This is a genomic window from Pseudomonas sp. 20P_3.2_Bac5 (assembly GCF_025466035.1).
In the GTDB taxonomy this organism is placed as follows: Bacteria; Pseudomonadota; Gammaproteobacteria; order Pseudomonadales; family Pseudomonadaceae; genus Aquipseudomonas.
Window position 1 is genome coordinate 24,034 of the sequence record NZ_JANLOA010000015.1, and the last position, 13,178, is coordinate 37,211.

The following is a 13,178-nucleotide window of genomic DNA, read 5'->3' on the forward strand; positions in this document are numbered from 1 at the left end:
TGTCATCTGGAGCTGCCCTTGAACCTGTCCGGCCCGTTTATCCGTCGCCCGGTGGCGACCATGCTGCTGAGCCTGGCGATCTTGCTGCTGGGCGGTGTCAGCTTCGGCCTGTTGCCGGTGGCGCCGCTGCCGAAGATGGACTTCCCGGTGATCGTGGTCTCGGCCAGCCTGCCGGGCGCCAGCCCCGAGGTCATGGCGGCGACGGTGGCGACGCCGCTGGAACGCAAGTTGGGCACCATCGCCGGCGTCACCACCCTGACCAGCAGTTCCAGCCAGGGCTCGACCCGGGTGATTCTCGGCTTCGACCTGGACCGTGACATCGACGGCGCCGCGCGGGAAGTGCAGGCGGCGATCAACGCCACGCGCAACCTGTTGCCCAGCGGCATGCGCAGCATGCCCACCTACAAGAAGATCAACCCGTCGCAGGCGCCGATCATGGTGCTGTCGCTGACCTCCGAAGTGTTGCAGAAAGGGCAGTTGTACGATTTGGCGTCGACCATCCTGTCCCAGAGCCTGTCCCAGGTGTCCGGGGTCGGCGAGGTGCAGATCGGCGGCAGCTCGCTGCCGGCGGTGCGCATCGAGCTGGAGCCGAAACGGCTCACTCAGTACGGCTTGTCCCTGGACGACGTGCGCGAGACGGTGGCAGCGGCCAACCAGCGCCGGCCCATGGGCTTCGTCGAGGATGCCGGCCGCAACTGGCAGGTGCGCGCCAATGACCAACTGGAAAAAGCCAAGGACTACGAGCCGCTGGTGATCCGTTACCAGAACGGTTCGGTGCTGCGCCTGAGCGATGTGGCGAAAGTCACCGACGGCGTGGAAAACCGCTACAACAGCGGCTTCTTCAACGACGACGAGGCGGTGCTGCTGGTGATCAACCGCCAGACCGGCGCCAACATCATCGAGACCGTGGAGCAGATCAAGGCGCAGTTGCCGGCGCTGCAGTCGCTGCTGCCGTCCAGCGTCCAGTTGAACATCGCCATGGACCGCTCGCCGGTGATCAAGGCGACCCTCAAGGAAGCCGAGCACACCCTGTTGATCGCGGTGGTGCTGGTGATCCTGGTGGTCTACCTGTTCCTCGGCAATTTCCGCGCTTCGCTGATCCCGACGCTGGCGGTGCCGGTGTCGCTGGTGGGCACCTTCGCGGTGATGTACCTGTGCGGTTTCTCGCTGAACAACCTGTCACTGATGGCGCTGATCCTCGCTACCGGATTGGTGGTGGACGACGCCATCGTGGTGCTGGAGAACATTTCCCGGCATATCGAGGACGGCCAGCCGCCGATGCGCGCGGCCTACCTCGGGGCCAAGGAAGTGGGGTTCACCCTGCTGTCGATGAACGTGTCGCTGGTGGCGGTGTTCGTCTCGATCCTGTTCATGGGCGGCATTGTCAATGCGCTGTTCCGCGAGTTCTCCATCACCATGGCGTCGGCGATCATTGTCTCGCTGGTGGTGTCGCTGACCCTGACCCCGATGCTCTGCGCCCGCTGGCTCAAGCCCCATGCCCACGACGCCGGACAGACCCGCCTGCAACGCTGGAGCGACAGCCTGAACCGACGCATGATCGCCGGCTACGACCGCAGCCTCGGCTGGGCGCTGCGCCATCGCAAGCTGACCTTGTTCAGCCTGCTGCTGGCCATCGGCGTGAATATCGCGCTGTATGTGGTGGTGCCCAAGACCCTGATGCCGCAGCAGGATACCGGCCAGTTGCAGGGCTTCATCCGCGGCGACGACGGCCTGTCGTTCACCGTGATGCAGCCGAAAATGGAAATCTACCGCCGCGCCTTGCTCGCCGATCCGGCGGTGCAGAGCGTGGCCGGCTTTATCGGCGGCAACAGCGGCACCAACAACGCCATGGTGCTGGTGCGCCTCAAGCCGATTGCCGAGCGCAAGCTGGACGCGCAGAAGGTGATCGAGCGGCTGCGCAAGGAAATGCCACAGGTGCCGGGCGGCCGCTTGTTCCTGATGGCCGACCAGGACCTGCAACTGGGTGGCGGTGGCCGCGACCAGACCACTTCGCAGTACCTCTACACCTTGCAGAGCGGTGATTTGCAGGCGCTGCGCGAGTGGTACCCGAAAGTCGTCGCGGCGCTGCGCGCGCTGCCGGAACTGACCGCCATCGACGCCCGTGACGGCAGTGGCACCCAGCAGGTGACCCTGGTGGTCGACCGCGAGCAGGCCAAGCGCCTGGGCATCGACATGAGCATGGTCACCGCGGTGCTGAACAACGCCTACAGCCAGCGGCAGATCTCCACCATCTACGACAGCCTCAATCAGTATCAGGTGGTGATGGAGATCAACCCGAAATATGCCCAGGACCCCAGCACCCTGGAGCAGGTCGAGGTGATCACCGCCGATGGCGCGCGGGTGCCGCTGTCCACGTTCGCCCGCTACGAGAACAGCCTGGCCAACGACCGGGTCAGCCACGAAGGGCAGTTCGCCTCCGAGGACATCTCTTTCGATGTCGCCGAAGGCCACAGCCCCGACCAGGCCCTGGCCGCGGTGGAGCGGGCGGTGGCCAAGGTCGGCTTGCCGGAGTCGGTGATCGCCAAGCTTGGCGGCACCGCCGACGCCTTCAGCAAAACCCAGCAAGGCCAGCCGCTGATGATTCTTGGCGCCCTGGTGCTGGTGTACCTGGTGCTGGGCATCTTGTACGAAAGCTACATTCACCCGCTGACCATCCTCTCGACCCTGCCGTCGGCCGGGGTAGGGGCCTTGCTCACGCTCTACGTCACCGGCGGCGAGTTCAGCCTGATCTCGCTGCTGGGGCTGTTCCTGCTGATCGGCGTGGTCAAGAAAAACGCCATCCTGATGATCGACCTGGCGCTGCAACTGGAGCGTCACGAGGGCCTCGGCCCGGAAGAATCGATCCGCCGCGCCTGCCTGCTGCGCCTGCGACCGATCCTGATGACCACCCTGGCCGCGATTCTCGGCGCCTTGCCGCTGTTGCTCGGCACCGCCGAAGGCTCGGAAATGCGCCAGCCGCTGGGCGTGACCATCATCGGCGGCCTGGTCTTCAGCCAGATGCTCACGCTTTACACCACCCCGGTGGTCTACCTCTATCTGGACCGTCTGCGCCATCGCTTCAACCGCTGGCGCGGAGTGCGGACCGACGCTGCCCTGGAAACCCCGCTATGAGTCAACCTGTCTTGCTTTCCGATTCTTCGCTGCTGCGCCTGCTTGGCGCCCGGGGCTCGCGCCTGCTGGCGGCCAGCCTGTGCGTGGCGATGCTCAGCGCTTGCACCTTGAGTCCCGATTACCAGCGCCCGGAGATGAATACCGCGGTGCCGTTCAAGCATGCCGAAGGCTGGACCCAGGCCAACCCGTCCGACGCGCTGGCCCGCGGCGCCTGGTGGGAGCTGTACGGCGACGCGCAACTGAACGCGCTGGTCGAGCAGCTCAATGCCAGCAACCAGACCGTGCGCCAGTACGAGGCCCAGTACCGTCAGGCCCAGGCCCTGGTGCGCAGTTCCCGCGCGTCGCTGTTCCCCAGCCTCGACCTCAGCGCCGGCAAGACCCGTTCCAGCCAGGGCACCGGCAGCAGCAGTTCGAGCCTGAGCAACAACAGCAGCGGCATCCGCGACACCTACAGCACCCAGTTGGGCGTCAGTTGGGAAATCGACCTGTGGGGCAAGCTGCGTGAAGGCCTGAATGCCAACGAGGCGAGTGCCGAAGCGAGCCTGGCCGACATGGCGGCGATGCGCTTGAGCCTGCAGTCCGAGCTGGTGCAGAACTACCTGCAACTGCGGGTGATTGACGAACAGAAGCGCCTGCTCGAAGCAACCCTGGCGACCTATCAGCGCTCGCTGAAAATGACCCAGAACCAGTACAAGGCGGGGGTTTCCGGCAAGGACGCGGTGGCCCAGGCGCAAACCCAGCTCAAGAGCACCGAGGCTGACCTGGTGGACCTGGTCTGGCAGCGCGCGCAACTGGAAAACGCTATCGCCGTGCTGATGGGCAAGCTGCCGGCGGAGTTCGCCCTGGCGCCGACCACCACGATCCCGGGGTTGCCGCAGATTCCGCTGGAATTGCCCTCGCAACTGCTGGAGCGGCGTCCCGATATCGCCTCGGCCGAGCGCAAGGTCATGGCGGCTAACGCCGGAATCGGTGTTGCCCGCGCCGCTTACTTCCCGGATTTGAGCCTGAGCTTGAGCGGTGGCTACAGCAGTAGCACCTTCAGCAACTGGATCAGCTTGCCGAACCGCTTCTGGTCGGTGGGCCCGAGCCTGGCCATGACCCTGTTCGATGCCGGCAAGCGTTCGGCGGAAGTCGACCGTACCGTGGCGGTGTACGACCAGACCGTGGCGCAGTACCGGCAGACCGTACTGGATGGTTTCCGCGAAGTGGAAAACTACCTGGTCCAGCTCAAGGTCTACGGCGACGAGGCGAATGTGCGCCAGGAGGCGCTGGAATCGGCGCGTGAATCGCTGCGCCTGACCGAGAACCAGTACCGGGCAGGGCTGATCGGCTATCTGGATGTGGTCAACGTGCAGACCACCGCCCTCAGCAACGAGCGAAGTGCGCTGACCCTGTTGCAGGGTCGGTTGGTGGCCAGCGTGCAGTTGATCGCGGCCTTGGGCGGTGGCTGGGATGCGCAACAGGCGTTTACCGAGGAGTGATCCGCCGCCGTCGCCAAGCGTCGGCCACGCATGATTCTGTGGGAGCGGCCCTTCGCGGCTAACAGCTCCCACAGTTCCGCGCCAAATCACCCTTCACCAACCGGCTGAAACTCCGTGCGTTTCGCGAAAGGTTGAGTACAATCATCGGCTTTTATGGGCTGGCAAATTGCCCTATCCAGCCCCATTCGTGGAAAGCCTCATGTTGATTGGCAGTTACTCACCTACTCTGGTCGTCATCTCTCTGTGTGTGGCGATCCTGGCTTCCTACACCGCCCTTGACCTCACCGGACGCCTGGCCACGGCCAAGGGGCGGGCGGTCTATCTGTGGATGGGCGGTGGCGCGCTGGCCATGGGCATGGGCATCTGGTCGATGCATTTCATCGGCATGCTTGCCTTCAGCCTGCCGATCCAGTTGGGCTACGACCTCACCCTGACCGTGCTGTCGCTGGTCATCGCCGTACTGTCTTCGGGCTTTGCCCTGTGGCTGGTCAGCCAGACCAGCCTGCCGCTACACATGTTGCTGCTGGGCGCCGGGATCATGGGCGCGGGTATCAGTTGCATGCACTACACCGGCATGGCGGCGCTGCGCATGCAGCCGGGTATCGAGTACGACGTGGCGCTGTTTGGCCTGTCGCTGCTGATCGCAGTCGGGGCGTCGATGGCGGCGCTGTGGATCGCCTTCCGCCTGCGCCGCCACACGCCCTATGTACGCCAGATACGCGGCGGGGCGGCGGTGGTCATGGGCGTGGCGATTGTCGGCATGCACTACACCGGCATGGCCGCGGCGAACTTCCCCGAGGGCAGTTTCTGCGGCGCCTTCAACGAGGGCGTGAGCGGCGATGGCCTCGATTATCTGGTGCTGATCACCACCCTGGCGGTGCTTGCCGTGGCCCTGTTGACCTCGGTGCTGGACGCCCGTCTCGAGGCGCGCACCGCTGATCTGGCGCGCTCGCTGACCCTCGCCAACCAGGAACTCACCCAACTGGCGCTGCACGACACCCTGACCGGCTTGCCCAACCGCACCCTGCTGGCCGACCGCATCGACCAGGCGATGAGCAAAGTGGCGGAACATGGCGGTTGTTTTGCGCTGATGTTCATCGATCTGGACGGCTTCAAGCCGGTCAACGATGCCTTCGGCCACCACACCGGTGACCAGTTGCTCAAGGAAGTCGCCCTGCGCCTGCGCGGCCATCTGCACAGCCAGGACACCCTGGCGCGGATCGGCGGTGACGAATTCGTCCTGCTGGTTGAGCTGGAAGATCCGGACGACGCGGTCAGCGTCGCGGCAAAACAGGTCAATCTGGTCTCCCGTTCCTTCCGCGTGGCGGAGCAGAGCCTGCAGATTTCCGCCAGCATCGGCATCGTGCTCTATCCCGGCAACGGCAACGACCAGCACGAGTTGCTGCGTAACGCCGACGCCGCCATGTACCACGCCAAGAACGCGGGCAAAAACGGCTACAGCTTCTTCGACGTATCGATGAACAGCAACGCGCGCCTGCAACTGCAATTGCTCCAGGATTTGCGCACGGCGGTGGAGCAGAAGCAGTTCCGGCTGTTCTACCAGCCCAAGTTCGACGCCGTGGGCCGCCATCCGATCGGTGCCGAGGCGCTGGTGCGCTGGGACCACCCGAGCATGGGCCTGCTGCTGCCGGACCGCTTCATCGTCCTCGCGGAAAAGACCGGCCTGATCATCCCCATTGGCGAATGGGTGCTGGAAGAAGCCTGCCGGCAGATGCGCATCTGGTTCGACCAGGGCCATAGCGACTGGCGCATTGCGGTCAACCTCTCGGCCATCCAGTTCTGCCATGCCGGACTGGTCGACAGCGTGGCCGCGGCGCTCGAACGCAACAACCTGCCGCCCAACAGCCTGACCCTGGAAATCACCGAAACTACCGCCATGCACGATGCCGACGCCAGCCTCTGCGTGCTGCAGCGGCTGTCGGACATGGGCGTGGATTTGTCGATCGATGACTTTGGCACCGGCTATTCGAGCCTGATGTACCTCAAGCGTCTGCCGGCCAACGAGCTGAAGATCGACCGCGGTTTCGTCCGCGACCTGGAGCACGACAGCGATGATGCGGCGATCGTCTCGGCAATCGTCGCCCTGGGGCAGGCTTTGGGTTTGCGGATCGTTGCCGAAGGCGTGGAAACCGACCGTCAACAGGATTTCCTGACGCGGCTGGGCTGTGATTCGTTGCAGGGTTACTTGCTCGGCCAGCCGGTGCCGCCCGAGCGTTTTCTGAGTGATATCGAGAAGGTGATGACTAACCAGGCCCGACCCTGACGGTCAGGCGGTGCGCTGCAGGGCGCAGGACGGCTGGAAGGCTTCCAGTTCGTCCTCCACCGCTTCGATGATCCGTTCCACATCGTGAGCGGCCATGACGGTGGAGCAGGGGATGCCGGCAATGGCCAGCAAGGTTTCGCCGGTGGCGCGGTCGAACAGACGGGCAACCATGCTGCGCGGGGCGTCCATGGTGGCCTCGAAGCCCAGCGGATGGAAATGCCAGCGCATCATCTGGCATGCGCCTGGAAACGTGAGCTTGTTCATACAGGCCTCCTTGTATCGTGCTGCCGATAACCCTGAATGACATCCCGAATCTGGGCCTTTGGGGCCAGTGACTAACCATAGCAGCAATGGACAGCGTGAACGGGAATAATTCCCGGTTGTTTTTCCTGTTCCATGATGGGTGTCACATTCCGCTTTACCCGAAGGTGCAGGGCAAACGGTTTCTCTGTTGTTCGGGGCATGGCGACCGCTAGTCGGTCTGGCGCTGTGGGGTTTGGTTTTCCGACCGGCGGCTGTGAGTTCCCTGTTTCAGGTTCTTCGCGGGGTACTGGGGGATGGACTTTGGGATTGGGTATTGGTGCTGTGGGTTTATCCATAGCCCCCGGCCCCCCATGAAGGCCTGATTCAGCTCAGCAGCCCGGCAGCAATATTCAAGGTAAAGCCAAGAATGGCCGTGTTGAAGACGAAGCCGATCACCGAATGGGCCAGCACCACCCGGCGCATCCCGCGCCCCCCGACACCGATATCCGACGTCTGCACCGCGACGCTCAAGGTGAACGAAAAATAGTGGAAGTCCCAATAATCGGGATGGCGTTCACCGTCGGCGAAGCGCAGCAGCGGTTCACTGCCGTCATTGGTGTAGAACAGGCGCGCGTAATGCAGGCTGAAAATCGTGCCGATCAGCAGCCAGGAACCCGCGACCGTCAGCCCGGTGTAGCCGTAATGCAGGACCTTCTCCTGCCCGTGCAGATCACCACTGCCGGCCAGTTGCAGGGTCACCGCGGCGAGGCTGGCCACGGCGGCGATACTGACCACGAACAACACCAGCGCGGCGTTTTCGTCTTCGACATCGGCGGTGCGGCGCACGGTTTCAGGCGTGGCGCCGAGGGTCAGGCCCAGCACCAGCGCCAGGTAAAGCCAGACCGCGAGGTTCCAGCCCGCCAGCACATGCTGCACGGTGTCGCCTGCGGGGATAAAGAAACCGCCGAGAATCCCGATCAAGGCGGCGGCGCTCAGCCGTGGATGGGTATGAACCAGCTTGTGAAGTGCCATGTGAACTCGCTGCAGTGACGGATGCGCCAACTGTAGTCCTTCGGCGGCATTGTCGTCAGGCAAAAGGGCTTGCCCGAGCGGGTGCGCTCGGTCATCCTGCGCGCCTTCGGTTACCGCCCCCGCTGTCGAGGAACCCCACGGTTTGCCTGAGTCACTGCCCAACCCGCTGCTGCAATACCTCGCCCGGCTGGCGCCTTCCAGCCAGTTGACCATGAAGTACATCCTTCAGGACGCCGCCGACCGCCTCGGTTTCGACGGCATCGATATCGTCGAAGTGCCCTGGCACCAGCTCGATCCCGCGCACGTGACCGATCTGGTGGCGGTGTTGCGCAGCGATGGCTACGCGCCCAACAGCTCGTCGCTGTACGTCAACGCCATTCGCGGGGTGATGAACGAAGCCTGGCGCCTCGGCCTGATCGACCAGGAGCGCCTGCTGCGCATCCGCGAGGTCAAGGCGGTGCAGGGCACACGCCTGCCGGTGGGGCGCAACCTCAAGCGCACGTTGATTCGCGAACTGATGGACGTCTGCGCCGCCGACCCACGGCCGCAGGGGCTGCGTGATGCCGCGGTGATCGCCTTGCTCTACGGCACCGGCATGCGCAAGTCCGAGTCGGTCAACCTCGACCTGGCCCAGGTGGATTTCGCCGAGCGCAGCCTGCGGGTGCTGGGCAAGGGCAACAAACAACTGATCAAGTACGCGCCGGTCTGGGCCTTCGAAAAGCTCAATGCCTGGCTGGCGTTCCGCCGCGAGCAATTGCCGGCGGGCCAGGAAGACGACAGCTTCCTGTTCAACCGCATCCGTCGCGGTAGCCACATCACCCGCGAACGCATCACCAAGCACGCCATCTATTACATCGCCCGCCAGCGCGGTCAGCAGGTCGGCGTGAAGATCATGCCCCATGATTTCCGCCGGTCCTTCATTACCCGGGTGATCGAAGAACACGACCTGTCGATTGCCCAGAAACTGGCGCACCACAGCAACATCCAGACCACCGCCAACTACGACATGCGCGACGACAATGAACGGCGGCGAGCGGTGGATCGGTATGACTATTGAACAGGCGGTTCACTCATCGTCACGGCAACTTTCCTGCTTGGGATACCTGATATTTCTGTCAGTTTCAGGAACATTCGTGTTGCCCTAGCCTGAGCGTCACCAGCATCAGCAACGTTGATAGTTATCTGGTGACTTTTAATGACTCAGTCGAGGACCTGGTGCCATGACACACATCATCACGCGGCGTTGTGTCGCCTATCCATCGTGGGGATTGGCCGCGTTCAGATTCACGGCGCCAGTGGGATTTAAGTCCGGGATCGCAACTATTGTCATCCCGTCCGGAGAGTCCCAGCCTGATATCGAGATGGGCGTCACCAATGTTGAAATCATCAAAGCCTTGAACCGCAAGTAAGTGACGCATGCCCACGGTATTCATGGGCCAGGAAAAACCCGAGAAGTGGTCGGCATTCGGCTGCTGACTTCTCGGGTAAGCGTGGCGTGGGTTATTTAAATCGGTATGTTTCGCTGGATCATTCGATTGGCCTTTCACAGCACACTTTCACGTGTTCGATCAGTTGGCCAACTGTCGCGAAATCAATACTGACTTCATCGGGGATTTCAATGCTGAACTGATCCTCGACCATGATCAGGATCTCCAGTGCGTCCATCGAGTTGACGGCGAGGTCATCGTGAAAACGCTTGTCTCGCGTTACCTGGTTGTGGGGAAGGTGTTTTTTGTCGGCAACGATGGAATAGATGAGTGTTTCGGGATCGCTGGTTATGTTCATGATCATGCTCCGCAGTCCACAAGGGACAGGGCCATTTCAGCAGAGCCTGGGTTGAAGTAAAACTGACAGAAATATCAGTGGGTCATTGCTGAAGTGCGAGGCAAGTTCGTATTTGGTGATCTGACATGAGCGCCGCACCTGACATTTCTACCAGTATCCAGATAAGTGACCCAGGCGTAGCGTGTACTGAGGCTTCCGGCCGGAGGCTTGGATGATGCAGGAACATAAGGAGACTGAAATGAGCAACATTATTAAAAATGGCAAGTTCATCGATGGCCTGGACGGTTGGAAAGCTGATCGCCTGGTGGAAGTTGGCACGCATGAACAGACTAAATATGTGAATTTGAAACCGGGTACCCTTATTACCCAGCCGGACCTTCCCATCGATGGTGGCGTGACGTGGCTCTTCAGGCTTATCGCCTCCGCTTTCCCATTGACTGGAACACCGGTGGATTGGGCAACGCAGAAAACGACAATGCAATTGCAGACGCTCTCAAAAGGGGCGACAGAGCCACACGCGGATAAACCAATGATGAGCCTGCAATTCAACGATGGTGGAAACCAGGGTTGGTTCGCGTTCAAGCCTATCCCTGCCTATTCCAGTTGGGGCGGCGCCGGGTTCGTGGTTGATGTTCCTCCTGAAGCCAAGTTTGTAACCGTGAGGTTGAATTACCCGGCTGCAGACGGCCAGCCCGGTGCACCTATCGCGATTAGCAACATTGATCTGAGCAAGAACTGATCAAGGAACGGTGTGTGCTGAGAGGGCTTATCCACTCCGATCGTTGTTGCGCGTTGTTCAGCGTCTAATGAATGCTAGAAGCCAGTTCAAAGATTGGCATATACATCAGGATCACGATCAGCCCTATCAGCAGTCCGATAAACGTCATCAGCAGCGGTTCGAACAAACGCACGAACCACTCGATCCAGCGCCCGATCTCGGCGTCATAGAAGTCCGCGCTGCGCTCCATCATCTGGCCGACGTTGCCCGACTGTTCACCCGCCCGCAGCAAGCGCAGCGACACCGGCGTGACCAATTCGCCAGCCTCCAGCGCCGCTGACAGCGACACACCTTCGCGCACCCGCTCGCACGCCTGATCGAGGCGCTCGGCGGCGCTGCTGCCGAGCAGGCCGCGGGCCATGCCCATGGCCGTGAGAATCGGGATGCCGCCTTGCAGCAAGATGCCCAGCGAACGGTAGAACCGCGCCAGTTCGTACATCACCAGCCGACGGTGCAACGCGGGCAAGCGCTGCAATTGCCGCCCCAGCCAGCGCCGCACCGGCGGCTGGCGCTGGAGCAGCGCGAGGGCCAGCGACAGCCCGACGCAACCAGCCAGCAGTTCGGTCTGCTGCCGTTGCAGAAACAACCCCGCGTACATCAGCCACTGCGACAGCCACGGCAGGTTGCTGCCCAGCCCTTCGAACACCAGGCTGAAGCGCGGCACCACGTAGCCGAGCAGGAACAGCACCACTCCGCCGCCCACCAGCAATAGCAACAGCGGGTAGATCGAGGCACTGACGATCTTCTGCCGCACCTCGTCCAGGCGCTGGCGGTAGCCGACATAGCGGCGCAAGGCTTCGGCCAGGGCGCCGGTCTTTTCGCTGGACTGCACCAGCGCCACGTACAGCGGAGGGAAAACCGCGGGCAACTGCGCCAGCGCCTGGGAGCAGGATTTGCCCTCGTACAGCAGGCGCACCAGGGCATCGAGGGTCTTGCGTGCCTGGGGCGCGTTTTCTTTTTCCGCCAGGCTTTGCAGGGCATCGATCAGTGGCAGGCCGGCGTCCAGCAGGGTGCCCAACTCCTGGCTGAACAGCAGCAGGTCAAAGTGTTCGCGCCGCGGCCGGCGCAGGCGTGCGAAGCGCTCGGCACTGCTCGCGCTGAGCACCCGCAAGCCTTGCCGCTCGGCCTGTTCGCGGGCCTGGGTAAGGTCCGCGGCGTCGACCTCGAGGGCGATCACCCCGGCCTTGCCCAACGCTTTCAGCTTGAATCGCATGGCAGCGCCTCCTACTGCCAACTGGCGATTTCGGCGTTTTCGCCGTCGCCACCGGGCTGGCCGTCCTTGCCGAGCGAAAGCAGGTCGTACTCGGCGTTCTCGCCGGGGTAGCGATAGATGTAGGCATGGCCCCACGGATCATCGGGCACTTTCTTCTGCAAATACGGCCCGGACCAGCGTGCCTCGTCGCTGGGGGCGCTGACCAGCGCCTGCAGTCCCTGCTCGGAAGACGGATAGCGGCCGACTTCCAGCCGGTACAGGTCCAGCGCCTTGCCCAGCCCTTCGATCTGCGCTCGCGCCACCTTGGCTTCCGAGCGGCCCAACTGGCTGAAGTAGCGGGGTGCGACGATCCCGGCCAGCAGACCCAGGACCACCAGCACCACCAGCAGTTCGAGCAGGGTGAAGCCGTGTTGCGTGCGACGTTGTCGGTTCATGGCCGGGGCCTCCTCCAGAGCGTGTGAGATGGCTTATGCAAAGGCCGTGCGCGTCTGCGCCGGGGCCCGTGGCGCCGCGCTCCGGCGGGCGGCACAGTGCTTGCGTTGACCTCTCCACGCCCGCCCCGAACGGGGCATAACCCCCACTTTCTGGGGAAAACCGGGAGGAGACGATCATGCGTATCGTGACCACCGCACTGCTGGCCTGGCTGGCCAGCGTCCAGCCGGCCCAGGCCGACGTGTACATCTCCGTCAGCGCCAGTGGCGCCTATGTCCTGTCCAACGTTCACCAACAGGGGCGGCACTACCAGCGCGTCATCGCCGAACCCGGGCTGGTCGCGAGCCGCGCGGAACTGGTGACCGGCAAGCCTTATGCCGAACTGATCGCCGCCGCCGCCAAGGCCAACGACCTGCCAGAGGCCTTGCTGCATGCGGTGGTCCAGGCCGAATCGCGCTACGACGCCAATGCCCGCTCCGGTTCCGGGGCCATGGGCCTGATGCAACTGATGCCGGAGACGGCGAAGGAGCTGGGGGTGAGCAACGCCCTGGACCCTGCGGCCAACCTTGACGGTGGCGCGCGATATCTCAAGCGCATGATGAAACTGTTCGACAACGACATCGCCTTGGCCGTCGCCGCATACAACGCCGGGCCGGATGCAGTGCTGAGCCGGGGCAGGGTGATACCGCCGTTTGCCGAGACGCAGCGGTATGTGCCGGAGGTGTTGCGGCATTACCGGCGGTTGCGGGGGGAGTGAGGGGTTTATTCGGGGAGTCGGGGGTGCCCAAAGGCGCTAGC

The 13,178-nt window shown here is 63.1% G+C and carries 12 protein-coding genes; 7 read left to right on the forward strand and 5 right to left on the reverse strand.

Translation table 11 applies throughout. The features are described from left to right. Positions 1-18: 18 nt before the first annotated feature. The 3 genes from NTD88_RS02435 to NTD88_RS02445 all read left to right on the forward strand — a co-directional run bounded on the left by NTD88_RS02435 (position 19) and on the right by NTD88_RS02445 (position 6,897). A complete protein-coding gene (locus NTD88_RS02435; RefSeq protein ID WP_262156415.1) occupies positions 19-3,132 on the forward strand; it encodes an efflux RND transporter permease subunit in 3,114 nt (1,037 codons plus the stop codon). Beyond that, on the forward strand, positions 3,129-4,613 hold the full coding sequence (locus NTD88_RS02440) for an efflux transporter outer membrane subunit (RefSeq protein WP_315975140.1): 1,485 nt from the start codon (positions 3,129-3,131) through the stop codon (positions 4,611-4,613). The genes NTD88_RS02435 and NTD88_RS02440 overlap by 4 nt, the downstream gene beginning before the upstream one ends. A gap of 199 nt (positions 4,614-4,812) precedes the next feature. After that, entirely contained in the window at positions 4,813-6,897 is a 2,085-nt protein-coding gene (locus NTD88_RS02445) for a putative bifunctional diguanylate cyclase/phosphodiesterase (RefSeq protein ID WP_262131129.1), read from the forward strand. A 3-nt stretch (positions 6,898-6,900) separates the two neighbouring features. Here the strand turns inward: NTD88_RS02445 and NTD88_RS02450 are convergent, their stop codons facing one another. Together NTD88_RS02450 and NTD88_RS02455 are read right to left on the reverse strand one after the other, a co-directional pair. Then, complete coding sequence (locus NTD88_RS02450; RefSeq protein WP_095155206.1) at positions 6,901-7,161, reverse strand: DUF1652 domain-containing protein; 261 nt, start codon at positions 7,159-7,161, stop codon at positions 6,901-6,903. A gap of 363 nt (positions 7,162-7,524) precedes the next feature. Beyond that, entirely contained in the window at positions 7,525-8,172 is a 648-nt protein-coding gene (locus NTD88_RS02455; RefSeq protein WP_262131130.1) for a DUF1345 domain-containing protein, read from the reverse strand. A 142-nt stretch (positions 8,173-8,314) separates the two neighbouring features. Here NTD88_RS02455 and xerC point away from each other — a divergent pair, with 142 nt between their 5' ends. After that, positions 8,315-9,229 carry a tyrosine recombinase XerC gene (xerC, locus tag NTD88_RS02460; protein ID WP_095155204.1) on the forward strand — a complete coding sequence of 305 codons (915 nt, stop codon included), beginning with the start codon at positions 8,315-8,317 and terminating at the stop codon, positions 9,227-9,229. Between the two features lie 163 nt (positions 9,230-9,392). Further along, positions 9,393-9,581, forward strand: a complete 189-nt coding sequence (locus tag NTD88_RS02465; protein WP_262156414.1) for a hypothetical protein — start codon at positions 9,393-9,395, stop codon at positions 9,579-9,581. A gap of 118 nt (positions 9,582-9,699) precedes the next feature. Here NTD88_RS02465 and NTD88_RS02470 read toward each other — a convergent pair whose 3' ends face one another. Further along, positions 9,700-9,957 (reverse strand): acyl carrier protein, encoded by a 258-nt coding sequence (locus NTD88_RS02470; RefSeq protein WP_262156413.1) that lies wholly within the window; start codon positions 9,955-9,957, stop codon positions 9,700-9,702. A 238-nt stretch (positions 9,958-10,195) separates the two neighbouring features. On the opposite strand from NTD88_RS02470, the gene NTD88_RS02475 reads away from it, so the two are divergent. Then, positions 10,196-10,696: a hypothetical protein gene (locus NTD88_RS02475; RefSeq protein ID WP_262156412.1), complete on the forward strand. Its 501-nt coding sequence runs from the start codon at positions 10,196-10,198 to the stop codon at positions 10,694-10,696. A gap of 64 nt (positions 10,697-10,760) precedes the next feature. On the opposite strand, the gene NTD88_RS02480 is transcribed toward NTD88_RS02475, so the two are convergent. Both NTD88_RS02480 and gspG read right to left on the reverse strand, forming a co-directional pair. After that, positions 10,761-11,948: a type II secretion system F family protein gene (locus tag NTD88_RS02480; RefSeq protein ID WP_262156411.1), complete on the reverse strand. Its 1,188-nt coding sequence runs from the start codon at positions 11,946-11,948 to the stop codon at positions 10,761-10,763. Between the two features lie 11 nt (positions 11,949-11,959). Further along, on the reverse strand, positions 11,960-12,382 hold the full coding sequence (gspG, locus tag NTD88_RS02485) for a type II secretion system major pseudopilin GspG (protein WP_095155199.1): 423 nt from the start codon (positions 12,380-12,382) through the stop codon (positions 11,960-11,962). Positions 12,383-12,558: 176 nt separating this feature from the next. Here gspG and NTD88_RS02490 point away from each other — a divergent pair, with 176 nt between their 5' ends. Then, positions 12,559-13,137: a lytic transglycosylase domain-containing protein gene (locus NTD88_RS02490; RefSeq protein ID WP_262156410.1), complete on the forward strand. Its 579-nt coding sequence runs from the start codon at positions 12,559-12,561 to the stop codon at positions 13,135-13,137. Positions 13,138-13,178 lie beyond the last annotated feature (41 nt).

Excerpts from the sequence above, each read along its gene's own strand:
- NTD88_RS02440 (WP_315975140.1), top strand. The coding sequence starts at position 3,129 with ATGAGTCAACCTGTCTTGCTTTCCGATTCTTCGCTGCTGCGCCTGCTT.
- NTD88_RS02445 (WP_262131129.1), top strand. The coding sequence starts at position 4,813 with ATGTTGATTGGCAGTTACTCACCTACTCTGGTCGTCATCTCTCTGTGT.
- NTD88_RS02450 (WP_095155206.1), bottom strand. The coding sequence starts at position 7,161 with ATGAACAAGCTCACGTTTCCAGGCGCATGCCAGATGATGCGCTGGCAT.
- NTD88_RS02455 (WP_262131130.1), bottom strand. The coding sequence starts at position 8,172 with ATGGCACTTCACAAGCTGGTTCATACCCATCCACGGCTGAGCGCCGCC.
- NTD88_RS02465 (WP_262156414.1), top strand. The coding sequence starts at position 9,393 with ATGACACACATCATCACGCGGCGTTGTGTCGCCTATCCATCGTGGGGA.
- NTD88_RS02470 (WP_262156413.1), bottom strand. The coding sequence starts at position 9,957 with ATGAACATAACCAGCGATCCCGAAACACTCATCTATTCCATCGTTGCC.
- NTD88_RS02475 (WP_262156412.1), top strand. The coding sequence starts at position 10,196 with ATGAGCAACATTATTAAAAATGGCAAGTTCATCGATGGCCTGGACGGT.
- NTD88_RS02480 (WP_262156411.1), bottom strand. The coding sequence starts at position 11,948 with ATGCGATTCAAGCTGAAAGCGTTGGGCAAGGCCGGGGTGATCGCCCTC.
- gspG (WP_095155199.1), bottom strand. The coding sequence starts at position 12,382 with ATGAACCGACAACGTCGCACGCAACACGGCTTCACCCTGCTCGAACTG.
- NTD88_RS02490 (WP_262156410.1), top strand. The coding sequence starts at position 12,559 with ATGCGTATCGTGACCACCGCACTGCTGGCCTGGCTGGCCAGCGTCCAG.